This is a genomic window from Sphingorhabdus sp., from assembly GCF_044374345.1.
In the GTDB taxonomy this organism is placed as follows: Bacteria; Pseudomonadota; Alphaproteobacteria; order Sphingomonadales; family Sphingomonadaceae; genus Sphingorhabdus_B.
This window is the reverse complement of the sequence record NZ_JBILOS010000016.1, coordinates 1-23,328: the sequence shown is the minus strand read 5'-3', so window position 1 is coordinate 23,328 and position 23,328 is coordinate 1. Positions and strand designations below refer to the sequence as shown.

The following is a 23,328-nucleotide window of genomic DNA, read 5'->3' as shown; positions in this document are numbered from 1 at the left end:
ATGACTGCAGCGCCCGACCGGATTATAAAGCAACGCGACATTATCGACAGGACTGCGCTTGCCGATAAAATTGAGTCTATTGTTGCAGAAGATGGTCCTCAGCACTGCCGTCCTCAGATCCTTGAGCTTTTGCAAGGCGCGTTGGCGGACGGGCGCGCCGAAATCAAACGACGACTGGGAGAAAACCCGTCACAGGGTTATCGCGCGTCAGCGGAACAGGCGTTTTTGGTCGATCAGATTGTCCGGCTTATTTACGACTATGTGACCGTCCACGCATATCCGGCGGCGAACCGCTCAGCATCGGAGCGGATCGCTGTCCTGGCCGTGGGCGGATATGGTCGCGGCGAGATGGCGCCACATAGCGACGTCGATATTGCGTTTGTTACCCCGTACAAAAGGAGCTCTTGGACCGAACAAGTCGTCGAAGCGATTTTGTACCTTCTTTGGGATCTTGGGCTGAAAGTAGGCCAATCCAGCCGGTCTTTGGACGAGACCGTGAAAATGGCGCAGGAAGATCTAACGATCCGTACCGCACTTTTGGAAAGCAGGTTTGTGTGGGGTGACCGCGCCGTGTACGAAGAGGCGGCATTACGCTTCTGGAACGAAGTGGTCGCACATACCGCACCCGATTTTGTGCGCTTGAAAATGGCCGAACGCGATGAACGGCACAAACGCATGGGCGACAGCCGCTACGTTGTGGAACCCAATATCAAAGACGGCAAAGGCGGCCTGCGCGATTTACATACCTTGTATTGGATTGGAAAATATATCCACAAGGTCTCAACGGCATCTGATCTCGTCCATGTTGGGCTATTGTCGGTCGAAGAATATAACCGGTTCAGGAAGGCCGAAAACTTCCTGTGGTCCGTTCGTTGTCATATGCACAATATTACTGGCCGCGCAGAGGAACGGCTGACATTTGATTTGCAGCGCGAAGTGGCCGAACAGATGCAGTTCGCGGATCGCCCCGGTCGTTCGGCGGTTGAGCGGTTCATGCATTATTATTTCTTGAATGCCAAAACCGTGGGCGATGTAACTGGCTTATTCTTGGCGCATTTGGATGACGCCATGGCGCAAAAAGGCCGCCGGTTCATTCCGAGCTTTAACCGCAAACCACGCAAGCTGAATGGCTTCCAACTCGACCGTGGCCGTTTGGCATTACCACATGATCAGTTTTTCGTCGAAGACCCCGTTCGGCTATTGGAAATTTTCCACCTCGCGGATTTGCATGAACTCGAAATTCACCCCTCAGCCATGCGGACCGCCCAGCGCGACGCCCGGCTTGTAGATAAGACGGTCCAAAAGGACCCGCGGGCCAATGCGCTTTTTTTAGATATTCTGACGTCACGTCGCGATCCGGAAACCGTATTACGTTGGATGAACGAATCCACGATTTTTGGAAGGTTCATTCCGGATTTCCGGCGCGTGGTCGCGCAAATGCAGTTCGACATGTACCATCATTACACCGTCGATGAACACTCGATCCGCGCCATTGGGCTATTGGCGAATATCGAAAGCGGAAAACTCAAACAAGACCACCCGCTTTCGGTTGCGATAATGCGGAATATCGTCAGCAGAAGGGTATTATATGTCGCAACCTTGCTGCATGATATTGCAAAGGGACGCGGCGGAGACCACAGCGTTTTAGGCGCTCAGGTCGCAGAAACATTATGCCCGCGGCTTGGTTTGTCAGCCGCGGAGACCGAAACAGTCGCTTGGTTGGTACGCCACCATTTATTGATGTCGGCAACATCGTTCAAACGTGACCTTGCCGACTTCAAAACAATATTGGATTTTGCGCAGGCGGTTCAGTCGCCTGAACGGTTGAAATTGCTGCTCGTTTTGACGGTAGTGGACATTCGCGCTGTTGGTCCAGGCGTTTGGAACAGTTGGAAGCGCCAATTGTTATCCGATCTTTTCGAAGCCACTGAAGAAGTGCTGCGGCTTGGCCACAAGCAACGTGGCCGTGACGAACGCATTGCGTCGAAAAAATCAAAGCTGGAGTCAGCATTACAGTTGTCCCCTGAAAAATTTGCGCATTTCGCAAAGATCTTGCCCGACGCCTATTGGATAGCCGAGCCAGACGACATCATTGAGCGCAATGCACGGCATCTGTTGAAAAATGAAGGTACTGAGCTCGCCATTGACGCCTGCTACTACCCCGACCGGGGCGCCACGCTCGTTACTGTTTTCGCGGCCGACCATCCCGGCTTATTTTATCGCATTGCAGGTGCAATTCACTTGGCAGGCGGAAATATCATCGATGCGCGGATCCACACTAGCAGCGACGGAATGGCGATCGATAATTTCCTGATCCAAGATCCGCTCGGCCGTCCATTTCGCGAGCAGGGCCAATTGGACCGCTTGGCGCGCAATATCGAAGAAGCATTGACCAACCGTGCCAAGTTGATGACTCAACTGGATGCCAAGCCCAAGGCTCTGCGGCGTGCCGACGCATTTAAAATTGCGCCTTCAGTGTTAATCGATAATCAGGCTTCCAACCGCTTCACTGTTGTAGAAGTAAATGCGCTGGACCGGCCGGCATTGCTGAACAATTTGGCCTTGGCTCTGTTCGAGTCAAAGGTAACATTGCACAGTGCGCATATCGCAACCTATGGCGAACGCGCAGTAGATACATTCTATGCGACAGATCTTTTCGGTGCAAAAATCGAAAGCAAGACAAAGTTGAAATCATTGGAAACAAGGCTGCTTGAGGCGGCCACTGTCCGTTCCAGGGTAAAAACCAAAGCTGCTTAGGATCGCCGAACATTCGGTTGCGTCAGTTAATGGTATAAAAAAAGGCCAGTCTTTCGACCGGCCTTTCTTTTAACGTGATCGTCCGTTCGGAATTACATTCCCGAATTTGGACCGTAGGTAACTTCAACGCGACGGTTTTGCGGTTCACGCTCACCATCTGCAGTCTGAACCAATGGTGCAGTTTCACCAAATGCTTGGGATGCAATTGCACCGCTCGCAATGCCCTTGGACTCAAGGTACGAACGCACAGTGGTGTTACGACGCTCGGAGAGGCCAACATTGTACTTTGCGCTACCCGACTTATCGGCGTGACCAGCAAGCATAACCTTCGCAGTGCCACAGTTGGCATACTGCGCAACAGCGTTGTCCAGAACCGATGCTGCGTCAGGACGCAAGTTCGACTGATCCCAATCGAAGAATACGATATAAGGACCGGTGTTGCACACTGGCGCTGGTGGCGGCGGTGGCGGTGGCGGAGCTGGTGGTGCCACATATGGTGGCGGTGGTGGCGGTGCTGCAACTTCAACCGGTGCAGGTGCGCCGCCAAAGTTATAAATCAGGCTGCCCATGATGCTGTGCGAACGGAAGCGCGTGTCGACAGTACGGCCAAGACGGTCAACAAGACCAACCTTGTCTGCATTGAAGAAACGGTACTTCAAACCGGCGTCCCAGTTATCGCTCAATGGCGCACGAACGCCTGCAAGAGCCTGCCATGCAAAACCAGTGTCTGAGTCATCAAGGAACGATGGAGCAGCGACAGTAGCTGCCACATCAACACGTGCAACGCCAACGCCGCCGCCAACAAAGCCCTGAAGGCCATCATCGTCGCCGAAATCCAAAAGACCATTGACCATGAAGCTCAATGCACTTGCATCGCCAGCAAGCTTATACGAACCGCTAGGTGCGAGTGCAGATGTTGCGCCGCTCGTAATCTGTGGAGTCTGGCTGTTGAACGCAGTTACATTCGCCTGACGATAGGAAACTTCTGATTCAAGACGGAAACCGCCAAAATCATAGCCTACTACGCCGCCGAAATCATAACCCTTTTTTGTGTCAACCGAAGCAGCATTGTCCAATGTGCCGATATCCAAAGCCAAGTCTTCTACTAACATGGCACCGCCATCAACTCCAACATACCACTGGTCGTCGCGGGCCAACGCCGGTGATGCCAGAGCAGTAGAAGCGAGAACCAAACCTATGGCTAACTTACGCATCAACTTTCCCCTTTTTCTATCTTTAGGAACGGAAATTGTAGAATATAATTCTATCGATTCTGTTCCATCGAAGCAAGTCGCTATGTCCGGATACTGTTGCTAAAATGTCGCCATTATGCACATTTCATACGAATACTGGCCGTGTTTTTGCGATGCCGCGCCCCGCCATCACCAGCCATGTGCGCCAGTCACCCTCCGGCTCAAACTGGTCATTACGTCGCCAGAAACGCCAACTGCGCGATTCCTCCATTTTGTGGCGGTTCCAGCTTTTGACGCAGGCAACCATCTGTTCATAGGGCATGGCCATCAGCGCCTGGGCATTAAGCTGCGTCATTCGCCCGCTCCGCACGTTCGCGCATCTGGGTTAACTTCAAAATCAATTGCGCCTTTAACGTCGGCAAATCCGTCGAGGCAGGCGCAGGCGTTGCCGCAGCCGGCGCGCCCTTCACCGCGGCGCGATGTGCGCTCAATAACGCAATCGCCAGCCGATGCTTTTGCGCCCGCGCTTTCAACGTGGCCTCCGCCGTTTTGCCATTGGCCGCCAACAAGGCTTCGGCCAACAAATCCGTCTCCAGCCGCGCATAGCCCTCACCAAGCGCCCGCGCCCAATCATCGCGAAAGCCAGCCGACCGCCGCCGTTCGGCATAAACGGCGCTGCTGGCAACACCCGCCGCTCTCGCCGACGCCGCCACATTTGCGGTTTCCGCCAAATGGTTGAGGAAAAGACGCCGGGTACGCGCATTCAAACGGGTGTCGGGCACGCTGATTTTATCTTTCGTCATCGCCAACCTCCTAATCCCAAAGAAAAAGGGCCGAAGATCGCTCTTCAGCCCGTGATATTTTCGCAAAAACGCCGCAGCGCCACGAATCGCAATTTTCGACTATGCCCAACACTAACCAAATAACGTTACGATGTCAATATATTTTTACCTATTTGGTTATTTTCAGATAGCTGAGTAGATGATAAAGCAGCCTGAACCTAACGGGAAACCTGCGTGTGAAAGGGCGGTTATTGGAATTACTTTTGAACTGGTGATGGCTGGTCAGGATGACCCATTGCGGATGGGAAGAAACTGAAGATCACCTGACGGAGAATCTTGTAAAAGCTGCGCATCTGGCAATGTCAAAGTTAGGTGGCTGAAACTTGCACCTTTTCTGGCCAACAAAGCCATAAGGTGACCGTTTAGGTGCCCTAGGTCGTAAAATAACTTTTTTAGAGTAGTTTCGTCCACCCTTAAGTTCACTGGTTCTTTTTTGCGGGTGCCAACAGCTACCCAATGCTGCGGGTACTTTTTTGTTTCTGCGACGGGCTGGTAGATACCATGAGCAATGATATTCCGCCTCCAATGTAAATCCGCAGCGTCGGCACAAATTTTTGCAAATTCGCCAATCTCATCTTCCCACCCAACTCGAGCGCAATATGCTTGGGTGATGTCTCGGAATAGCTTTTTTCTTTGGGAGAACGACTTGCTATCCCAATTGTCTGGAGGCGTTTTTTTCAGACCCACATGAATTTCTCTAATCAGGGTGTCCATGGTACATTCAAAATGGCCCCAGTGCATGATAATCTGACCAATATAGGCTAACAGGTCAGGTTCAATCGGGATCACCATAGTGTGTAGGCCATGCCTCAAATATGTGGTGTCGAGAGATGAGGAAACGGTAACGGTAAATTCTTCGGGCATGATGTAAACCACACGAGAACAAGAAAACGGCGTGTTGCGCAGGATGCCCAACACGCCGCATATTCCTCACAAACCGGCCAAAGAGTCTAGTCCAAAAACGAAACCTAAGACCTAGGCCTCCCCCTTTGATTTCGTGCACGCTTGCCAGCAATACCAGCAAGGGCAATGTCTGCGCACTAGTAGCCACAACGCCGTTGGCACTGCAAAGCTGCTACTCGCCGCGAATCGCAATTTTCGACTATACCCAACACTAACCAAATAACGTTACGATGTCAATATGTTTTTACCTATTTGGTTATAATCTTACGCGCTGACAAGATGATTTCCCCTTTTCTGGCGGCTTCGCTATGGGTTGGGGATGTCGCGCGTCATTCTGTTCAACAAGCCTTATGGCGTCTTGCCGCAATTTACCGACAAGGGCACCGCCGGTTCGCCGCGCCCGACCTTGTCCGACTTTATCGACGTACCCGGGGTCTATCCCGCTGGTCGGTTGGATATGGACAGCGAAGGGCTGATGATCCTGACCGACGACGGCCGGTTGCAGGCGCGCATTTCCGATCCGCGGTACAAGCTGCCCAAAATCTACCGCGTTCAGGTTGAGGGCACGGTTTCCGATGATGCGCTCGGCCAATTGCGGCGCGGTGTGCAGTTGAAGGACGGGGTGACCTTGCCGGCCGAGGCAGAGCGCATTTCCGACCCGCAGCTTTGGCTGCGCGATCCGCCCATCCGCGTCCGCCAGACGGTGCCCGACAGCTGGATAGTACTTATCATCCGCGAAGGCCGCAACCGGCAAGTGCGCCGCATGACCGCCGCGGTCGGCCACCCGACATTGCGGCTGGTGCGCCATGGCGTTGGCGATTGGACGCTGGACGATCTTGCCCCCGGCAGCTGGCGTGAGGTCTGACGCAGCGGCTTAGTCCGCCGGGCGCGGCACGCGCTTGCCCTTGGTCCGGCTCGTCAGATGATATTGGCCACATCGGTCGCATCGGTAATGGCGCAGCGTCATTGTCGCCGCCGTCATGGCGGCAATGGCCTCCGCCTCCGCCGCATAGCCCGCCTTTCTTCGGCAAATGCTCAGCCGCGTGCGCAAATCAATCTTCGCCTTCGAACGCGATGCACCCCATGTTGCACAGCTGCGTCAGCAGGTCGATTGCCGCGTCCACTGACGCAAGTGCGGTGTCGACGACCAAGGCATCTTGCGCACACAGCTGCCGCGCCAAATCCGCTGTCTCCGCGCCGCAGTCAAAGCATGCGCCATCGGCAAAGAACATCACGGCATCCGCGCCATCACCCACAAATGCCAACCGGCTTGCCGGATTGCGCGACAGCAGGGCGTGACCGGCAATAGATTGTCGGACATCATCGGCTGCAACGGGGGTTTCCGGTTGCCAGTCCATTTCGGCATATTTGGGCGTGCTGTTGAACATGCCGAACCACCGCGCAAAGGCGCGCGGGTCGGAAAGCGAATCCAGCGTCATCCGGTGCAAGCGCGACAAGGCGTCGGGCATAATCTCGCCGGGGTTCGCCTGAGCGGACAAATCCGGATCGCGGTACAAATCATCGTCGGGAATCTGCTCAAGCATATCATCGACAAAATGCCCCAGCAGGTCGGCGCGCGACGGCGCACGAAAACCAACCGAATAGGTCATGCAGTCCGCACCCACCGCAACGCCATTATGCGCGATGCCCGGCGGGACATACAGGATGTCGCCGGGTTCAAGCACCCATTCTTCGGTCGCTTCAAATTCTGCGAGCAGTTTGAGGTCCTCGTGCGGCACCAGCGGGCTGTCGCCGTCGCAATGCGGCCCAATCTGCCAACGGCGGCGACCGTGGCCCTGAATCAGGAAAACATCATATTGGTCGAAATGCGGGCCAACCCCGCCTTGGTCCGCGGCGAGGCTGACCATGACATCGTCAATCCGCCAGTTGGGGATGAACCGGAACGGCGCGATGAGGTCCGCCACCATCGGCACATGGTGATCGACCGCCTGCACCAGCAACGTCCAATGCGATTCACCAAGGCCACCCAAGCGATCCTCATGCTGCGGCCCCTGCTCCATTTCCCAGCCCTTGGTGGTCTGACAAATCAGGCGCGACTCCACTTCTTCTTCGCAGGCGAGACCGGCAAGCTCATCGGGCTCAAGCGGGTTTTGCCAATTGCGCCACGGATTGCGGATAAGCAGCGGCTTTTTCTGCCAATGTTCGCGCAAGAACGCGTCTGTATTGAAGTTTTCCAATTCCATTCCCACCCGCTGTGCATTCGCGCGACAGAAAGCAAGTGTTGATCATGCTGATCATGGTCATCGCGGGCAACCCATGCGGACATCGCACGGAATATGCCGGCGGGTTAAAGGCTTGCACTTGCGGCCGTTCGCGGCTTAACCCCGCAGGCAATGTTGAAACGCCTCTATGATTGGATGATGGAAAAGGCTGGGCACGCCCATGCCGAACGCTGGCTGTTCCTGTTTTCCTTCATCGAAAGCTCCTTCTTCCCGATACCACCGCACCCGCTGCTCGGCTTGATGTGCCTCGCGCGCCCGGACAAGGCGTTGCGCTATGGGGCGATTTGTACTTTGGCCTCGGTCATGGGCGGGATTTTTGGCTATGCCATTGGCTATTTTGCGTATGAAACCATCGGCACGGCGCTGCTAAAGGCGGTTGGGCTGTGGGACAGCTTTCCTGCCGCCGCTTGTTATCTGCGCGAATTTGGCGCGGAGATTATTTTGATCAAGGGCGCGACCCCCATTCCGTTCAAGCTGCTGACCTTGACCGCAGGGTTCATCAAAATGGATCTGTTCACCTTCATCTGGGCCAGCGTGTTGAGCCGGGCATTCCAGTTCATGCTGGTCGGATTTTTGTTCTGGAAATTCGGACGCCCGATTAAGGCCTTCATCGACAAATATCTGGCGTGGGTCACCGCCGCGTTTCTGGTGTTGGTCGTCGGCGGATTTTTTGCGTTCACGATGCTGGCTGGCAATGGCGCGCGCAAAACGGATGCCTGCTCCAACGTCACAACGATTGAAGCACGTTAGCACCGCCACACACGGGTTATTTAAAATATTGGGAAGCAGACATGGACAGAAGCTCACGCAGAATCGTCACCTTCATCGCGGTCGTCACCATCATCGTCATGGCCGCCATGGCCACGCGCTCTTATCTCGATGCGGACCAGAGCACGGCAGCAGCGCCGGTTGAGACCAATGATGATGCCGCTACGGAAGCACCAAAGCGGCAGCCGTTCGAAAATGTGCCCGACACAAGCGCCGAAATGCCCGTTGCCGAACCGGAAATCGAAGACATTCCGGCCATCACTGGTGAACCGTCGATGACGTTTGAAAGTGAAAACAGCGAGGCGCGTGAATCAGGGGCGCCGGAAAATGACGAATAAGGTCCGTTAACGCGCGAACAGATTTGCGTCGTCGGCGAATGCCTTGAATTCCAGTGCATTGCCGCTCGGGTCGCAGAAGAACATCGTCGCCTGTTCGCCAATTTCGCCCTTAAAGCGGACATGGGGTTCAATGCCAAAGCGGATGCCAGCTGCGGTGACACGTGCGGCCAACAATTCCCATTGCTCCATCGTCAGCACGACACCAAAATGCGGCACGGGAACGTCATGGCCATCCACCGGATTATGCGTCGACACGGATCGCGCATTGGCATCGAGATGCGCGACGATCTGATGTCCAAAAAAGTCGAAGTCGACCCAATGATCGGACGCGCGCCCTTCGGGGCACCCCAAGATGTCGCCGTAAAAGCGCCGCGCTTCGGATAAGTCACGGACGGGAAAGGCCAAGTGGAAGGGGCGTAAGCTCATTTTGATGTCACCGGTTTTGGAAGGGGTTGATCGGAAATATCGGCCGTAGCGAGTTCCTGCGACATTTGCATCGCGCATTTGTGGATTGTTGCCGGATCGCTTGGGCGCTGAAATTCGGCTTTCGCCGCCTCGGCCATGGCAACCGCCACCAACGCACGCGGTTGGCCGCTTTGTTCGGTGATGCGGCCGCCGACGATACCGGCCCACCGTTTTCCCGATTGCCCGACATTGGGCATATCGGACGGCGCGGTGCCAAGCCGCTGTCGCTCCGCCAAGGTCGCAAGGGTCGCAACACAGGCGATATCCGACTGATGCGTTGCAGTCAGGGCGGATGGCGCCGAAAGCGCGAGCGCATACACAAAAATAATCATGGCGATGAATTAGCATTGAAAGCCTGAACCGCAAGCAACGACGTTTTTGTGCGATTGCAATTGTCATATATGGTGGGCAAAAGCGCGCCATGCAGAAATTATCGGCTTTGCTCGGAAAGTTTCCCCGTTGGACGGCGCTCGTGGCGGGTGCAGCGTCGGCTTATGGTTTTGAACCATGGGGGCTTTGGCCACTGACATTTGTGTGCTTTGCCTTGCTCATCCAGCTGATAAGCCAAGCGCCGAGCACCAAAGGCGCGTTCATGCTCGGCTGGCTTTTCGGGGTTGGGCATTTCACCTTTGGCAATCAATGGATTGCGGTCGCCTTCACCTTTCAGGCGGCAATGCCGATCTGGCTCGGGTACATTGCGGTGTTCGGGCTGGCGCTATATTTGGCGGTGTATCCCGCACTGGCCGCGGCTGGAGCCCATTGGATCAAGCACCGCACGACCAAAGCCCTTCGGGATTCCGACGAAGAACGAGATGACGAGAAGCCAAGGCCCACAGCCACCCTCCACCTCATCCTGGCCTTTGCGGGCTTGTGGATCATCACCGAATGGCTGCGCAGCTGGGTGTTCACTGGCTATGTCTGGAACCCGCTCAGCGTGGTTACCCTGTCGGTTCCATTTCTTTCGCAACCTGCGACCGCCCTTGGAACCTATGGCCTTTCGGGGTTCATCCTTCTTGTTGTTGGGATGATCCTAAAGATCGTAACTTTGTGGACGCCAGCATCTGGCGTTGAACGCGGCGATGGCGGTTGGACCGGATATTTTCTTGGCGGTTTAATATTATTTGCGCTCGCAGCAGTCGTTATCACTGGGCAAAGCTCCAACGATCAAAGCGCACCTGATAGGACGTCTGTCGCACTCACCATCGCGCAACCCAACATTAGCCAAGCCGACAAATATGCGCCGGGCTATGACGCGATCAACTTTGCCAAGCTAGCGATGAACAGCCGCCCGATGCCCAATCAAGGCGCGCGCCTGATTTTATGGCCAGAGGCCGCAATTCCCGATTATTTGGAAGAGGGTTATCCCTATCGTTATTATCAGGGCCAGCCAGGCGAAAGCGCGTTCGGCGCGCGGGCGCGGCTGACAACGCTGATGGGTGACGGCGATGTTTTGGTCACGGGCGCAAACCGGCTGGTGATTGAAAAGGGCCAATTGATCGCGGCGCGCAACAGCGTTTCGGCGATGGATGCGAACGGCAATATCTTGGGCCATTATGACAAGGCGCATCTTGTCCCTTATGGCGAATATCTACCGCTGCCGTGGTTGCTGCGGCCTTTGGGCTTGGCGCGATTGGTACCCGGCGACCTCGATTTCTGGCCCGGTCCTGGACCTCAGACGATGACAGTCAATCTGAACGGCAAGCCGGTTAAAATCGGCATCCAGATTTGCTATGAAATGATATTCTCGGGCCAAGTGACCGACCGCACGAACCGGCCAGACTTCATCTTCAATCCATCCAACGACGCGTGGTTCGGCACCATCGGCCCGCCACAGCATTTGGCACAGGCGCGTCTTCGCGCCATTGAAGAAGGCTTACCCGTCGTACGCGCCACACCAACCGGCATCAGCGCCGTCATCGATGCGAATGGCCGGATCATCAAAAGCCTGCCGCTTGGAACATCCGGCCGGATCGACGCAGTTGTGCCGCAGGCAAAGGCGCCGACATTGTTCGCACGCTTCGGCAATATATTGCCGCTCGGCTTTGCAGGGCTGCTCATCGCTTGTGCGCTGTTACCGCTTGCCCGCCGCGTACGTTCTCGCTAAGGGCGAGGAACGACATAAAGAATTCTTTATACGCAGACACAGCCAACAGACTGGAACAACCATGCGCACAAATTACCTTTTCACGTCCGAATCCGTGTCCGAAGGGCACCCAGACAAGGTTTCGGACCAAATCTCCGACGCAATCGTCGACCTATTTCTTTCCAAAGACCCCGAAGCCCGCATCGCGTGCGAAACCCTGACCACGACTCAGCTGGTCGTGCTTGCCGGTGAAATCCGCTGCAAAGGCGTCTATGAAGATGGCGCATGGGCACCCGGTGCGCAGCAAGAAATCGAAGCCACCGTTCGCCGCACCGTGAAAGAAATCGGTTACGAGCAGGATGGTTTCCATTGGGAAACATTCCGCTTTGAAAATAATCTGCACGGCCAATCCGTCCAAATCGCACAAGGCGTTGATGCATCGGACAACAAAGATGAAGGCGCTGGCGATCAGGGCATCATGTTTGGTTATGCGACCGACGAAACGCCCGATCTGATGCCGGCAACGCTCTATTACAGCCATAAGATTTTGGAGCGCATGGCCGCGGACCGCCATTCCGGCGCAGCCCCGTTCCTTGAACCAGACACAAAGAGCCAGGTTACCCTGCGCTACGAAGGCAGCTTGCCCGTCGCCGCAACCGCCGTTGTCGTATCGACGCAGCATGCTGCGGGTTATGACAAAGGTGATAAGGAAGCGGAACTGCACGCTTATGTGCGCAAGGTTGTGGCCGAGGTTATTCCGCCGGTATTGCTGCGCGACACGGTCTATCACATCAACCCGACCGGCAGCTTTGAAATCGGCGGCCCTGACGGTGACGCTGGCCTGACCGGCCGCAAGATCATTGTCGACACCTATGGCGGCGCAGCGCCCCATGGCGGCGGCGCATTCAGCGGCAAGGACCCAACAAAGGTTGACCGCTCTGCGGCATACATCACGCGCTATCTGGCGAAGAATATCGTGGCCGCTGGTCTTGCGACCCGCTGCACCATCCAGCTGGCTTACGCGATTGGCGTTTCAAAGCCGCTTTCGCTGTATGTCGATACGCATGAAACCGGCACGGTTGGTGACGACAAGATTGAAGCGGCGATCATGAATATCGAAAAGCTGGGCGGACTTACCCCGCGCGGCATTCGCACGCATCTTGGCCTCAACAAGCCAATCTATCGCAAGACTGCGGCTTATGGACATTTCGGACGCAAGCCCGAAGGTGATTTCTTCCCGTGGGAACGCACCGACCTTGTCGAAGATTTGAAGGCGGCTCTCGCCTGATTACACTTGCAGCGTGGCGGCTGAAAGTTTAGCCGCCACCGCTATGACTGCGAACAAGCCCGGAGACCCCACGACACTGAACCGCCTATATGGCCGTTCAAAGGGCAAAAAACTGCGTGTCGAACAGGCTGATCTGGTCGACAATCTTTTGCCGCAAATATCGGTGCCTGAAACGGGCGAGCTGGGCAGCATGCAATTGTTTGGCGACGATCGCGCCATGCACTTTGAAATCGGCTTTGGCGGCGGTGAGCATCTGGCTTATCGCGCGGACCTCTTACCCGACCACGGATTTATAGGCTGCGAACCTTTCATGAACGGGGTCGCGCAAGCGCTGTCGCATGTGCGTGAAGGCGCGCTGCGCAATGTGCGTTTGCATATGGGCGATGCGCTAGAAATATTGCGCCGCGTGCCCGACAAGTCGCTTTCCTTCGTCTATCTGTTGCATCCCGACCCTTGGCCCAAAGCGCGGCATGTAAAGCGCCGGATGATGAACGATGGTCCGCTTGATCTCATCCACGCAAAATTGAAACCCGGCGGGGAATTCCGGTTCGGCACGGATCACCCCGTATATTTGCGCCACGCCCTCATGGTCATGCAGCGCCACCGGCACCAATATAACTGGCTGTGCGAAGCCGCAGCAGACTTCCAAAGCCGGCCGGGCGGTTGGCCCGAAACGCGTTATGAAGCCAAAGCCCGCCGTTTAGGGCATGAAGTCTGGTATTTCCGTTATCAGCGCAAACCGGATTAAGTAGCCAGCGGCAAAACATTCGACGAAATCGACGAAGCGTTCGACGAGAAACGGTAGGCGTGGTGCAACCGGAGGAAAATCCGGTATGAAAGGCTATGGAGAATTTCACGTCGCGAAAAGCACTGATTGGCCATCAAATGGCTTTGCTCACGATCATCGGGTTTTGGGCTTTTTACGCGCTCATCCTGTCGCTGCGCGCGGCATTGCTCGATTTTCCAGCGCAGGCAGTGCTGTTTGAACGGCGTCTCATCGTTGCGCTGGTGGGCGTATTGGTCACCTGGATTTTATATTGCGGTCTGCGGATGGCGGACAGGCGATCGCTGGGTTTCCGCGTCAGCGTCGCGTTTCTGGGCGCAATTCCCTGTGCCATCGCCCTTGCGTCCGCAAATTTCTATATCTTCAACCTGTATGATCCGATCAGCCTTTTCAAAGACCCCAGCGTTGGGCGCAGTTTTGAAGATCTGAAGGCCCAATTGGGGCTGTCGTTCTGGCAAGAAATCGCCGACATTTCCGTCACCCATTATTTTTTCCTGATCGCGTGGAGCTCGCTATATGTCGCCATCGGCTATGCGCGCGAGGTGCGCGAAGCCGAACGCAAAACATCCAGATTTGCGCAAGCCGCACAAGATGCCGAACTGCGATCGCTGCGCTATCAGGTCAATCCCCACTTCCTTTTCAACACGCTGAATTCGCTCTCAAGCCTGGTCATCACCGGTAAGCCCAAAGAGGCCGAAGCCATGATCCAGAACTTGTCCAATTTTTACCGGACGAGTCTATCTTCCGATCCGTTGGAGGATGTCACGCTTGAGGAGGAAGTGGAACTGCAACGTCTGTATCTAGAAATCGAAAGCGTGCGTTATCCCAAGCGACTGCGCGTCAGCATCAACATTCCGCCTGAGCTGATGAACCAGCATGTGCCTGCCCTCATTCTCCAGCCGCTTGTTGAAAATGCCATAAAATATGGCGTGTCGCGGGCAACACGGCCGGTCTCCATTACGATCAGCGCGGATCGCCGCGATGACAATTTGGTGCTAAGTGTCATTGATGATGGAGAGGCTGTTGACGCCGCACATGTCGGCGGAAATGGCATTGGCCTTGCCAATGTGCGCGACAGGCTGGAGGCGCGATATAAGTCTGCGGCACGGCTCGATACACAGTCAGTCAAAAGCGGCGGGTTCATCGCGATACTCACTTTGCCTTTGAGCCACAGGATCGCGGCATGAAGCGCCTGCGCACCTTGATCGTTGACGATGAACCTTTGGCCATTGAACGGCTGGAAACCCTTTGCGCGGATCATCCCGCCATCGAGGTCGTCGGAACAGCGAATGATGGCGTAGAGGCGCTGCGCATTGCACAACAGCTCACGCCGGACCTGATTTTCCTCGACATCGGCATGCCCAAAATGGACGGCATCAACGCCGCGCGTGCATTGGGCCTGATGCACAAAAAGCCGGCCATCATTTTGATTACGGCCTACGATAATTTTGCGGTCGAAGCCTTCGACCTTGATGTCGTCGATTATGTTTTAAAACCCGTATCGAGCGAGCGGCTGGGCCGCGCCATTGCGCGTGCGGCGGGCACACAAGAGGCAGAGACCAGCCCTGCCACAACCACATCGAAATCCGACAGCCGTTATGCGCATGAATTTTGGGTATCCCATCGCGCCGAACTCATCCGCATTGCCGCAATGGATATTGAACGGATTGAGGCCGAGCGCGATTATATGCGGCTGCATACTGGCGGGCGGAGTTATTTGTTGCACCAGACAATCTCGACGCTTGAACAACGGCTGGACCCCGAACAATTCCAACGCATCCACCGCAGCCATATTGTGCGCCGGGACCTGATTACCGGGCTGCGCCACGAAGGCGGCGGCGTGTGGCACGCGTTGTTGGGTGAAGACCTGTCGATGCGCATCGGGCGCAAATATCTGGCAGAGGTCAAACGGCTCGCCGGGAAATAGCAAACTCCGGCTTTGTTTGCCGGAGCCAGCCAGAGATGGCGACCGGGATTGTTTAGATCAGACCGGCAAGCGGGCTGGACGGATCAGCATACATGCGCCGTCCCATGCGACCGGCCAGATAGGCCATGCGTCCTGATTGGACGGCCAGCTTCATCGCTGTCGCCATAGCGACGGGGTCTTTGGCTTCCGCGATAGCTGTGTTCATCAACACACCATCGCAGCCCAATTCCATCGCCACTGCTGCGTCAGACGCCGTCCCGACGCCAGCGTCGACCAGCACGGGAACTTTCGCGCCCTCGACAATCAAACGGATCGTCACACGGTTTTGAATGCCAAGCCCCGAACCAATCGGCGCGCCCAATGGCATCACCGCGACTGCGCCGGCATCCTCAAGCTGCTTGGCGGCGATGGGATCATCGACACAATAGACCATTGGCAAGAATCCCTCCTTCGCCAATATTTCGGTGGCCTTCAATGTTTCGCGCATATCGGGGTAAAGCGTCTTCGCTTCGCCGAGCACCTCAAGCTTTACCAAATCCCAACCGCCTGCCTCACGCGCCAAACGCAGCGTGCGTATCGCGTCGTCGGCGGTAAAGCAGCCTGCGGTGTTCGGCAGATAAGTATATTTCTTCGGATCAATATAATCCGTCAACATCGGCGCTTTGGGGTCCGAGACGTTTACGCGGCGCACGGCAACGGTGATGATTTCGGCGCCCGATGCCACAAGCGCGGCAGCGTTTTGTTCGAAGTCTTTATATTTGCCGGTACCGACGATCAGCCGCGATGAGAAATGGCGGCCAGCAACGGACCAGCTATCGTCTTGTCCGCCGCCTACGAAATGGACGATTTCCAAAACATCTCCATCGGACAAGCTTACGTCTTCCAATGTCGAACGCGGCACGATTTCAAGATTGCGCTCGACCGCGACCTTGGCCGGATCCAGCCCAATATCGCGGACAAGGTCGGCAACGGTCGCCCCGGCCCGAAATGGCCGCGGATCGCCATTCAGCGTGAGGGAGATAGAATCGGTGGTAAGGGAAGAGGTCATTTCATCTCGCTATTTTTATCGACGCGCATATAGTGCGGGAATGATGCGGTTCGCAACCGCTGCTTTGACAATATCAGGGGACGTCCTTTGGCGGATAAGCCGATAATCTTTGTTCTGAATGGACCAAATCTCAATTTACTCGGTACCAGAGAGCCGGAAATTTACGGCACAGATACGCTTGATGACATTGCCGGACATCTGGATGACCGCGCACGGGCAGCCGGCGCGTCTATCGACTTTCGCCAGTCAAATCATGAAGGGCATCTGGTCGATTGGCTGCAAGAGGCTCAAGCCGTGGGCGCCAAGGCGGTGTTGTTGAACGCAGCAGGATACACCCACACATCCGTGGCGATACTCGATGCCATAAAGGCCATCAATGTTCCGGTTTTTGAGGTGCATTTGTCCGATCCGCACAAACGCGAAGCATTCAGGCATTTAAGCTATGTTAGCATGGGCGCAAAGGCGGTGTTTGCAGGTCATGGCGCAAAGTCGTACGAACTGGCGCTAGACGCGGCGTTGCAAGTTTGACATTAGGCGCATCATTGCAAGTTTAGGGGCCAAGGAGTTTTAAATGGCGGCGAAAACAGGAAATAGTGGCAGCATGCAGGTCGATACGGACCTTGTCCGCGAACTCGCGGCCATGTTGAACGACACCGGTCTCAGCGAAATTGAGGTTGAGGACGGCGAGCGCAAAATTCGTGTCTCGCGCACCATGACTGCGGTTGCAGCGCCTATGGCGGCAGCGCCCGTTGCGGTTGCGGCCCCCGCTGTGGCTGCGGCCCAAGAAGCCGCAAGCGCGCCAGCGACTGCAGCCAACGCCTTGAAATCACCGATGGTGGGCACCGCTTATCTAACACCTGAGCCCGATGCCGCGCCGTTCATCAGCGTTGGTCAGCAAGTGAAGGCCGGTGACACCGTCCTGATCATTGAGGCGATGAAGGTCATGAACCCAATCATCGCGCCAAATGCAGGAACGGTTACCGCGATTTACGTCGAAAGCGGGCAGCCTGTCGAATTTGACCAGCCACTGCTGGTGATTGCTTAACCCATGGCAATCGAAAAAATCCTTATCGCCAACCGCGGCGAGATCGCGCTGCGCATTCACCGTGCGGCGCATGAAATGGGGATCAAGACCGTTGCCGTGCATTCGACGGCAGATGCCGACGCCATGCACGTGCGCCTCGCCGACGAAGCGATTTGCATCGGACCGCCATCTGCAACCGACAGCTATTTGAATATTCCGGCGATTATTTCAGCCGCGGAAATCAGCCATGCTGACGCGATCCACCCCGGCTATGGCTTTCTGTCGGAAAACGCACAGTTTGCGGAAATCGTTGAGAGCCATAACATCAAATGGATTGGCCCCAAGCCCGAACATATCCGCACGATGGGCGACAAGGTTGAGGCCAAGCGTTCGGCAGGCGCATTGGGTTTGCCGCTTGTACCCGGCTCTGACGGCGCAATTGAAGATGTCGCCGAAGCCAAAGCAATTGCCCGCGAAATCGGATATCCGGTAATCATCAAGGCGGCGTCGGGTGGCGGTGGCCGCGGCATGAAGGTCGTCAACAGCGAAGAAGAGCTTGAGACCCAAATGCAGCAAGCAGGGTCCGAAGCAAAGGCCGCCTTTGGCGATGCGACGGTCTACCTCGAAAAATATCTCGGCAACCCGCGCCACATTGAATTCCAGATTTTTGGCGATGGCAACGGCAACGCCGTCCATTTGGGCGAACGCGATTGTTCGCTACAACGCCGGCACCAAAAAGTTCTCGAAGAAGCGCCGTCGCCGATTCTGGCGACCGCCGAACGTGATCGCATGGGCAATATCTGTGCCAAGGCTATGGCCGACATGGGCTATCGCGGCGCGGGTACCATCGAGTTTCTGTGGGAAAATGGTGAGTTCTATTTCATCGAAATGAACACCCGGCTTCAGGTCGAACATCCGGTCACCGAAATGATTACCGGCATCGACCTCGTCCGCGAACAAATCCGCGTCGCCGAAGGCAAGCCGCTTTCGTTCAAGCAAGAAGATGTGACCTTCACAGGCCATGCCGTCGAATGCCGGATTAACGCCGAAGACCCGCAAACCTTCATGCCGTCACCCGGAACGGTGTCATGGTATCACCCACCCGGCGGCCTGTATGTCCGCGTCGATAGTGGCCTGTATCATGGCTATAAAGTTCCCCCATATTATGACAGCATGATTGCCAAGCTGATCGTGTATGGCCAGACGCGCGAGGGCTGCCTGATGCGGCTTCGCCGTGCGCTTGGCGAATTTGTGATCGAAGGCATGAAGACGACCATTCCGCTGCATCAACGTTTGTTGGAAGAGCCCGATTTCCAAAATGGAAATTATACGATCAAATGGCTTGAAGAGTGGCTGGCGAAAGACGCAAAATGATCCTCTCCCGCCGGGAGGTGGCTTTTGGGCTAGCGGCACTGCCGCTGGTCAGCTGTGTTCCGGTTGGTCCCGACCGCGATGTGTCGTTCATCCCCGCCAATGCCGCTGCACGGATTAAAGCGGACGATCCCAAGCGCCTGATCGAGTTGGTCACACTCGACCCTGCGATTAAGCTCGATATGCGTTATGCGACCGCCAACAATTTCACTGGGCGCGTGCTGTACGACGAAGCGCGTGCCTTTTTGGCCGCCCCTGCCGCCCAAGCGGTCGCCCGCGCCAGCACAGCAGCCCAGGCGGATGGCTTTGGCCTGACAATTTACGACGCGTATCGGCCATGGCGGATAACCAAAAAATTATGGGACGCAACGCCGGTTGGCCCCAAGAAAGAATATGTGGCGAACCCCAAACGCGGGTCCAAACATAATCGTGGCTGTGCCGTCGATTTGACTTTGCATGACCTGCGCACCGGACAGCTGGTCGAGATGCCGACCGAGTTCGATGATTTTTCCGAAAAAGCCCATCGCGACTATATGGATGCCACCCCGGCAGCCTTGGCCAACCGCGCCCGCTTACAAGGCTATTTGGAAGCCGAGGGTTTCGTTGGCCTTTCCAACGAATGGTGGCATTTCGATTTCGCCGGTTGGGAACAGTTCCCGGTCATGGACATACCGTTTCACAAGATAGCTTAATGAAACCGTGCATAAACATAAGAGAGGTTTTTTGATGTTCCGTAAGATATTACTCGCTGGCGCAGCTTTATGTGTTTCAGCCCCTTCATTGGCAGCGACGCAAGCCATCATCGTCGGCAATCTGGTGCCCGACGCGGCAACCGGCCCAACCGGCCCAGCAGTTATCTTGGTCGAAGACGGACGCATTAAAAGTATCGCCAAAGGCACAAATAATCCGTTTCAGGCGGATCGGGTGGTCGACCTTTCGACCAAAACATTGGTTCCCGGCCTCATCGACCTTCACGTCCATTTGACCGGCGACCCCGGCGATGATTTCCGCGACGAAGCCGTCAATCCTGACGAATGGGGCGTCGTCATGGGCGTGAAAAACGCGGCATTGACCGTCAAGGCAGGTTTCACAACGGTACGCGAAGCCGGTTCTGCGCAAAATACTGCTTTTGTCCTGCGCCGTGGTACCGCGGAAGGGCGCATTGTTGGCCCGCGCATTATCGCTGCTGGTCCAGCATTGTCGATCGTCGGCGGGCATGGCGATGTCACTGGCTTCCGCAGTGACGTTTTGACCGCACTGGATTCGGGCTTCACCTGCACTGGCCCCGTTGAATGCGCCGAAAAAGTCCGCAAATCGTCAAAGGCTGGCGCCGATGTTATCAAGATTACCGCGACCGGCGGCGTATTGTCGCAACAGGGCAAAGGGCTGGAAGCGCATTTCACCAATGAAGAAATGGTCTCCATTGCCAACACCGCGCGCTCACTTGGCCTGAAGGTCATGGCGCACGCCCATGGCGCCCGGGGCATTGAGGCAGCGGCGGCAGCCGGCATTGATTCCATTGAACATGGCACATTTGCAGATGAAGCCGCTTTGAAGGTGATGAAGGCCAAGGGCACGGCATTGGTCCCAACGTTGATGGCACTGGAGGGCGTGCGCGCCCGCCTTGGTAAAGGGATTTACACGCCGACCGTTGAGGTCAAGGCCAAGCAAGCGCTCGAATTTGCAGGGCGTCAGGTTAAGCTAGCAAAGGCAATGGGCGTTACTGTCGCCTTTGGAACCGATGCTGGCGTCTTTGAACATGGCAGCAATGCCAGTGAGTTTGCTTTGCTGGTGAACGCGGGCATGACCCCAACCGAAGCACTGGCCAGCGCAACAACCGTTGCAGCCAAAACTCTCGGGCTGGAAAATGAAATCGGCCGGATCGCCGTGGGATATTCCGCCGACATGGTCGCCGTAAATGAAAATCCGCTGACCAATATCCGCACGCTGGAAAAGGCGGAGTGGGTCATGGTAAGAGGACGTATCATTCCGTGATTCGGTGACAATATGCAGACTGATACGCCACCCAAAGAGTTCGACTCCAATAACGATCCGGCAAAGCTGTCGCGGATTGGTTCGCACGTCACAAAGCGGCTAAATGCCAATCCGCTTGTCCAGCCGGTCGAACACCCTGATGCGCAATTATATGTGTATCAGGGCTTTTTGGGTGCGGCGGACTGCAAAACGCTGATCGCCAAAATTGATGCCGAGGCCGTGCCGTCGACATTGTACAAAGGGACCGAGCAAGCAGGCTTCCGGACAAGCTACAGCTGTCACCTGAACCGCTGGGACGCGTTCATCGCCAAAATCGAGGCACGGATGAGCGATGTGCTGGGCATCGACAACAGCTATGCCGAGACAATGCAGGGGCAGCGTTATCAAGTCGGTCAAGAGTTCAAGGCGCACCACGACTTTTTTCACCCCAGCCAAAGCTATTGGCTTCAGGAAGGTCCGGCCGGCGGCCAGCGCAGCTGGACTGCGATGATATTCCTCAATGAACCAGAAGAAGGCGGCACGACCGAGTTCCCACATCTTGGCCTTGGCGTGCGACCGCAAGCGGGCATGATGCTCATCTGGAATAATATGAATCTGGACGGATCGTTGAATTATAAAACGCTGCATACCGGAACGCCTGTTACCCGCGGCGTGAAGCATGTGATTACAAAATGGTACCGGCAGAATAACTGGCTTGAACTCAACACGCAAAAGCCGTCCTAATTGCGGAAACGACACGGCAAGAGATTGCAAATATTGTATATCGTCTGCCACAGATTATCCGTCGTCTGTCGAATGTATCTTGTGTCGGAGCCGCAGAGGTCAGACATCCGCTGCCACTTCCACACAACATATTATTGATGCGTCCAACACATTTTTGGAGAGTCCCATATGAAATATAGCCCACGCATTCTTCTTCTCGTCAGTGCCGCACTATTGGCGCCATTTGGCGCAGCGCACGCGCAAACGGTGACAGCCGAGGCCAGCGCGACGGAAAGCCAGCGGCTTGCTGCTTTGTTCGCTGCGGACGACGAAGCCAGTCTGAAGCGCAACCCGCTCAACGCGATGTTCCGCGGCGATATGCGCTATGCGGACCGCTTTGGTGACTACATCTCCGACGCCTATTTCGACAATGAACGCAGCGCAGCGCAGGCCAATCTGGACGCCTTAAAAACAATCGACCGCGCAAAGTTGAATGACACCAACAAAATTGCGTACGACGTTTACAAACAAAGCCAGATCGATGCGCTGAAGGGCCTGTCCAAAGAAATTATGGACCTGACGGTCGTGCGTCCACTCAATCACTTTTTCGGCTTTCACACTTTTTATCCGACCTTCGCCAGCGGACAGGGTGCAGCGCCGTTCAAGACGGTTCAGGATTACGAAAACAACCTGAAGCGTCACAAGGAATTCATCGTCCTGATGGACGCATCAATTGGCCGTTTCCGCCAAGGCATGGCGTCGGGCGTATTCGAAACGAAGATGACGATCCGCAATGTCATCGACCAGCTCAACACACAATTGGCGCAAAAGACCGAAGAGTCGCCTTATTATGGGCCGGTACTAAAATTTCCTGCGGATTTCAGCGATGCGGACAAAGCACGCTTGACCGCGGAATATCGCGATATCATCGTAAACGGTCTATACCCAGCCAATGCCCGTCTGCGTGACTTCCTGCGCGACAGCTATTTGCCATTGGCACGCGAACAGGTCGGATTGTCTGCCATGAAGGGCGGCGAAGGCCTGTATCAATATCTGATCGAACAAACGACGACCCTGCCATTGAAGGCCGACGACATCCACAATCTGGGATTGTCGGAAGTCGCCCGGATTACATCGGGTATGGAAGCCATCAAGAATGAAGTTCGCTTCAAAGGCACCTTGCCCGAATTTTTCGAGCATCTGCGTTCGGATCCGAAATTCAAAATGTCGAGCCGTGATGCGCTGACGCAGGGTTATTACGACATCGGCAAAAAGGTCGACGCAACAATTTCGACGCAGTTCAAATATCTGCCCAAGGCACCGCTTGAAATTAAGCCCTATGAAGAATTCCGCGAGAAATATGAAGCAGGCGGCAGCTATCAATCAGGTACCCCAGATGGATCGCGTCCCGGCACATTTTATTTCAACGCTTATGACCTGCCAAGCCGCACCACGCCTGGCATGACCACGCTTTATTTGCATGAAGGCGCACCTGGGCACCATTTCCAGATCAGCATCGCACAGGAAAATGAAAAGCTTCCCGCGTTCATGCGTTTTGGCGGCAACACGGCCTATGTCGAAGGTTGGGCGCTATATT

At 55.5% G+C, this 23,328-nt stretch carries 25 protein-coding genes; 16 read left to right on the top strand and 9 right to left on the bottom strand.

Annotated elements, in window-relative coordinates:
* Entirely contained in the window at positions 1 to 2,757 is a 2,757-nt protein-coding gene (locus ACIQ5B_RS02965; RefSeq protein WP_397597723.1) for a [protein-PII] uridylyltransferase, read from the top strand.
* Positions 2,758 to 2,849: 92 nt separating this feature from the next.
* Here the strand turns inward: ACIQ5B_RS02965 and ACIQ5B_RS02960 are convergent, their stop codons facing one another.
* The 4 genes from ACIQ5B_RS02960 to ACIQ5B_RS02945 all read right to left on the bottom strand — a co-directional run bounded on the left by ACIQ5B_RS02960 (position 2,850) and on the right by ACIQ5B_RS02945 (position 5,710).
* Positions 2,850 to 3,971 carry an OmpA family protein gene (locus ACIQ5B_RS02960; RefSeq protein WP_397597722.1) on the bottom strand — a complete coding sequence of 374 codons (1,122 nt, stop codon included), beginning with the start codon at positions 3,969 to 3,971 and terminating at the stop codon, positions 2,850 to 2,852.
* A 124-nt stretch (positions 3,972 to 4,095) separates the two neighbouring features.
* Entirely contained in the window at positions 4,096 to 4,305 is a 210-nt protein-coding gene (locus ACIQ5B_RS02955) for a hypothetical protein (RefSeq protein ID WP_397597721.1), read from the bottom strand.
* The gene (locus ACIQ5B_RS02950) at positions 4,292 to 4,753 is read right to left on the bottom strand and encodes a hypothetical protein (RefSeq protein WP_397597720.1); all 462 of its coding nucleotides are present in this window, start codon (positions 4,751 to 4,753) and stop codon (positions 4,292 to 4,294) included. Before ACIQ5B_RS02950 ends, ACIQ5B_RS02955 begins: the two co-directional genes overlap by 14 nt.
* Before the next feature lie 261 nt (positions 4,754 to 5,014).
* The gene (locus tag ACIQ5B_RS02945; RefSeq protein WP_397597719.1) at positions 5,015 to 5,710 is read right to left on the bottom strand and encodes a hypothetical protein; all 696 of its coding nucleotides are present in this window, start codon (positions 5,708 to 5,710) and stop codon (positions 5,015 to 5,017) included.
* A 304-nt stretch (positions 5,711 to 6,014) separates the two neighbouring features.
* On the opposite strand from ACIQ5B_RS02945, the gene ACIQ5B_RS02940 reads away from it, so the two are divergent.
* Positions 6,015 to 6,560, top strand: coding sequence for a pseudouridine synthase (locus ACIQ5B_RS02940; RefSeq protein ID WP_397597718.1), 546 nt, complete (start codon positions 6,015 to 6,017; stop codon positions 6,558 to 6,560).
* Between the two features lie 9 nt (positions 6,561 to 6,569).
* On the opposite strand, the gene ACIQ5B_RS02935 is transcribed toward ACIQ5B_RS02940, so the two are convergent.
* Both ACIQ5B_RS02935 and ACIQ5B_RS02930 read right to left on the bottom strand, forming a co-directional pair.
* Positions 6,570 to 6,746, bottom strand: a complete 177-nt coding sequence (locus ACIQ5B_RS02935) for a hypothetical protein (protein WP_397597717.1) — start codon at positions 6,744 to 6,746, stop codon at positions 6,570 to 6,572.
* Position 6,747: 1 nt separating this feature from the next.
* Complete coding sequence (locus tag ACIQ5B_RS02930) at positions 6,748 to 7,899, bottom strand: JmjC domain-containing protein (protein WP_397597716.1); 1,152 nt, start codon at positions 7,897 to 7,899, stop codon at positions 6,748 to 6,750.
* 150 nt (positions 7,900 to 8,049) lie between these two features.
* Between ACIQ5B_RS02930 and ACIQ5B_RS02925 the strand changes: the two genes are divergently transcribed.
* Together ACIQ5B_RS02925 and ACIQ5B_RS02920 are read left to right on the top strand one after the other, a co-directional pair.
* On the top strand, positions 8,050 to 8,688 hold the full coding sequence (locus ACIQ5B_RS02925) for a YqaA family protein (RefSeq protein ID WP_397597715.1): 639 nt from the start codon (positions 8,050 to 8,052) through the stop codon (positions 8,686 to 8,688).
* Between the two features lie 41 nt (positions 8,689 to 8,729).
* The gene (locus ACIQ5B_RS02920; protein ID WP_397597714.1) at positions 8,730 to 9,044 is read left to right on the top strand and encodes a hypothetical protein; all 315 of its coding nucleotides are present in this window, start codon (positions 8,730 to 8,732) and stop codon (positions 9,042 to 9,044) included.
* Between the two features lie 6 nt (positions 9,045 to 9,050).
* On the opposite strand, the gene ACIQ5B_RS02915 is transcribed toward ACIQ5B_RS02920, so the two are convergent.
* The gene (locus ACIQ5B_RS02915) at positions 9,051 to 9,470 is read right to left on the bottom strand and encodes a VOC family protein (RefSeq protein ID WP_397597713.1); all 420 of its coding nucleotides are present in this window, start codon (positions 9,468 to 9,470) and stop codon (positions 9,051 to 9,053) included.
* Positions 9,467 to 9,841, bottom strand: a complete 375-nt coding sequence (locus ACIQ5B_RS02910) for a hypothetical protein (protein ID WP_397597712.1) — start codon at positions 9,839 to 9,841, stop codon at positions 9,467 to 9,469. The genes ACIQ5B_RS02915 and ACIQ5B_RS02910 overlap by 4 nt, the downstream gene beginning before the upstream one ends.
* Before the next feature lie 89 nt (positions 9,842 to 9,930).
* Between ACIQ5B_RS02910 and lnt the strand changes: the two genes are divergently transcribed.
* The 5 genes from lnt to ACIQ5B_RS02885 all read left to right on the top strand — a co-directional run bounded on the left by lnt (position 9,931) and on the right by ACIQ5B_RS02885 (position 15,591).
* Positions 9,931 to 11,613 carry an apolipoprotein N-acyltransferase gene (gene lnt / locus ACIQ5B_RS02905; RefSeq protein WP_397597711.1) on the top strand — a complete coding sequence of 561 codons (1,683 nt, stop codon included), beginning with the start codon at positions 9,931 to 9,933 and terminating at the stop codon, positions 11,611 to 11,613.
* Between the two features lie 61 nt (positions 11,614 to 11,674).
* Positions 11,675 to 12,880 (top strand): methionine adenosyltransferase, encoded by a 1,206-nt coding sequence (metK, locus tag ACIQ5B_RS02900; RefSeq protein ID WP_397597710.1) that lies wholly within the window; start codon positions 11,675 to 11,677, stop codon positions 12,878 to 12,880.
* 43 nt (positions 12,881 to 12,923) lie between these two features.
* Positions 12,924 to 13,628: a tRNA (guanine(46)-N(7))-methyltransferase TrmB gene (locus ACIQ5B_RS02895; protein WP_397597709.1), complete on the top strand. Its 705-nt coding sequence runs from the start codon at positions 12,924 to 12,926 to the stop codon at positions 13,626 to 13,628.
* 137 nt (positions 13,629 to 13,765) lie between these two features.
* Positions 13,766 to 14,851, top strand: coding sequence for a sensor histidine kinase (locus ACIQ5B_RS02890; RefSeq protein ID WP_397597708.1), 1,086 nt, complete (start codon positions 13,766 to 13,768; stop codon positions 14,849 to 14,851).
* Positions 14,848 to 15,591 (top strand): LytR/AlgR family response regulator transcription factor, encoded by a 744-nt coding sequence (locus tag ACIQ5B_RS02885; RefSeq protein ID WP_397597707.1) that lies wholly within the window; start codon positions 14,848 to 14,850, stop codon positions 15,589 to 15,591. The genes ACIQ5B_RS02890 and ACIQ5B_RS02885 overlap by 4 nt, the downstream gene beginning before the upstream one ends.
* Before the next feature lie 52 nt (positions 15,592 to 15,643).
* On the opposite strand, the gene thiS is transcribed toward ACIQ5B_RS02885, so the two are convergent.
* Complete coding sequence (gene thiS / locus ACIQ5B_RS02880) at positions 15,644 to 16,639, bottom strand: sulfur carrier protein ThiS (RefSeq protein ID WP_397597706.1); 996 nt, start codon at positions 16,637 to 16,639, stop codon at positions 15,644 to 15,646.
* An 87-nt stretch (positions 16,640 to 16,726) separates the two neighbouring features.
* Here thiS and ACIQ5B_RS02875 point away from each other — a divergent pair, with 87 nt between their 5' ends.
* The 7 genes from ACIQ5B_RS02875 to ACIQ5B_RS02845 form a co-directional block, all read left to right on the top strand.
* On the top strand, positions 16,727 to 17,167 hold the full coding sequence (locus ACIQ5B_RS02875) for a type II 3-dehydroquinate dehydratase (protein WP_183941886.1): 441 nt from the start codon (positions 16,727 to 16,729) through the stop codon (positions 17,165 to 17,167).
* Between the two features lie 43 nt (positions 17,168 to 17,210).
* Positions 17,211 to 17,684: an acetyl-CoA carboxylase biotin carboxyl carrier protein gene (gene accB, locus ACIQ5B_RS02870; RefSeq protein WP_395629555.1), complete on the top strand. Its 474-nt coding sequence runs from the start codon at positions 17,211 to 17,213 to the stop codon at positions 17,682 to 17,684.
* Between the two features lie 3 nt (positions 17,685 to 17,687).
* The gene (gene accC / locus ACIQ5B_RS02865) at positions 17,688 to 19,037 is read left to right on the top strand and encodes an acetyl-CoA carboxylase biotin carboxylase subunit (RefSeq protein ID WP_397576593.1); all 1,350 of its coding nucleotides are present in this window, start codon (positions 17,688 to 17,690) and stop codon (positions 19,035 to 19,037) included.
* Between the two features lie 17 nt (positions 19,038 to 19,054).
* Positions 19,055 to 19,726, top strand: a complete 672-nt coding sequence (gene ddpX / locus ACIQ5B_RS02860) for a D-alanyl-D-alanine dipeptidase (protein WP_397597705.1) — start codon at positions 19,055 to 19,057, stop codon at positions 19,724 to 19,726.
* A 34-nt stretch (positions 19,727 to 19,760) separates the two neighbouring features.
* Positions 19,761 to 21,029 carry an amidohydrolase family protein gene (locus tag ACIQ5B_RS02855; RefSeq protein ID WP_397597704.1) on the top strand — a complete coding sequence of 423 codons (1,269 nt, stop codon included), beginning with the start codon at positions 19,761 to 19,763 and terminating at the stop codon, positions 21,027 to 21,029.
* Positions 21,030 to 21,041: 12 nt separating this feature from the next.
* Entirely contained in the window at positions 21,042 to 21,752 is a 711-nt protein-coding gene (locus ACIQ5B_RS02850) for a prolyl hydroxylase family protein (RefSeq protein ID WP_397597703.1), read from the top strand.
* Positions 21,753 to 21,920: 168 nt separating this feature from the next.
* On the top strand, positions 21,921 to 23,328 hold a 1,408-nt coding region (locus ACIQ5B_RS02845; RefSeq protein WP_397597702.1), incomplete at its 3' end, for a DUF885 domain-containing protein.

Excerpts from the sequence above, each read along its gene's own strand:
- ACIQ5B_RS02960 (WP_397597722.1), bottom strand. The coding sequence starts at position 3,971 with ATGCGTAAGTTAGCCATAGGTTTGGTTCTCGCTTCTACTGCTCTGGCA.
- ACIQ5B_RS02950 (WP_397597720.1), bottom strand. The coding sequence starts at position 4,753 with ATGACGAAAGATAAAATCAGCGTGCCCGACACCCGTTTGAATGCGCGT.
- ACIQ5B_RS02965 (WP_397597723.1), top strand. The coding sequence starts at position 1 with ATGACTGCAGCGCCCGACCGGATTATAAAGCAACGCGACATTATCGAC.
- ACIQ5B_RS02895 (WP_397597709.1), top strand. The coding sequence starts at position 12,924 with ATGACTGCGAACAAGCCCGGAGACCCCACGACACTGAACCGCCTATAT.
- accC (WP_397576593.1), top strand. The coding sequence starts at position 17,688 with ATGGCAATCGAAAAAATCCTTATCGCCAACCGCGGCGAGATCGCGCTG.
- thiS (WP_397597706.1), bottom strand. The coding sequence starts at position 16,639 with ATGACCTCTTCCCTTACCACCGATTCTATCTCCCTCACGCTGAATGGC.
- ACIQ5B_RS02855 (WP_397597704.1), top strand. The coding sequence starts at position 19,761 with ATGTTCCGTAAGATATTACTCGCTGGCGCAGCTTTATGTGTTTCAGCC.
- ACIQ5B_RS02925 (WP_397597715.1), top strand. The coding sequence starts at position 8,050 with ATGTTGAAACGCCTCTATGATTGGATGATGGAAAAGGCTGGGCACGCC.
- metK (WP_397597710.1), top strand. The coding sequence starts at position 11,675 with ATGCGCACAAATTACCTTTTCACGTCCGAATCCGTGTCCGAAGGGCAC.
- lnt (WP_397597711.1), top strand. The coding sequence starts at position 9,931 with ATGCAGAAATTATCGGCTTTGCTCGGAAAGTTTCCCCGTTGGACGGCG.
- ACIQ5B_RS02885 (WP_397597707.1), top strand. The coding sequence starts at position 14,848 with ATGAAGCGCCTGCGCACCTTGATCGTTGACGATGAACCTTTGGCCATT.
- ACIQ5B_RS02955 (WP_397597721.1), bottom strand. The coding sequence starts at position 4,305 with ATGACGCAGCTTAATGCCCAGGCGCTGATGGCCATGCCCTATGAACAG.
- ACIQ5B_RS02940 (WP_397597718.1), top strand. The coding sequence starts at position 6,015 with ATGTCGCGCGTCATTCTGTTCAACAAGCCTTATGGCGTCTTGCCGCAA.
- accB (WP_395629555.1), top strand. The coding sequence starts at position 17,211 with ATGGCGGCGAAAACAGGAAATAGTGGCAGCATGCAGGTCGATACGGAC.
- ACIQ5B_RS02920 (WP_397597714.1), top strand. The coding sequence starts at position 8,730 with ATGGACAGAAGCTCACGCAGAATCGTCACCTTCATCGCGGTCGTCACC.
- ACIQ5B_RS02890 (WP_397597708.1), top strand. The coding sequence starts at position 13,766 with ATGGCTTTGCTCACGATCATCGGGTTTTGGGCTTTTTACGCGCTCATC.
- ACIQ5B_RS02915 (WP_397597713.1), bottom strand. The coding sequence starts at position 9,470 with ATGAGCTTACGCCCCTTCCACTTGGCCTTTCCCGTCCGTGACTTATCC.
- ACIQ5B_RS02850 (WP_397597703.1), top strand. The coding sequence starts at position 21,042 with ATGCAGACTGATACGCCACCCAAAGAGTTCGACTCCAATAACGATCCG.
- ACIQ5B_RS02910 (WP_397597712.1), bottom strand. The coding sequence starts at position 9,841 with ATGATTATTTTTGTGTATGCGCTCGCGCTTTCGGCGCCATCCGCCCTG.
- ACIQ5B_RS02930 (WP_397597716.1), bottom strand. The coding sequence starts at position 7,899 with ATGGAATTGGAAAACTTCAATACAGACGCGTTCTTGCGCGAACATTGG.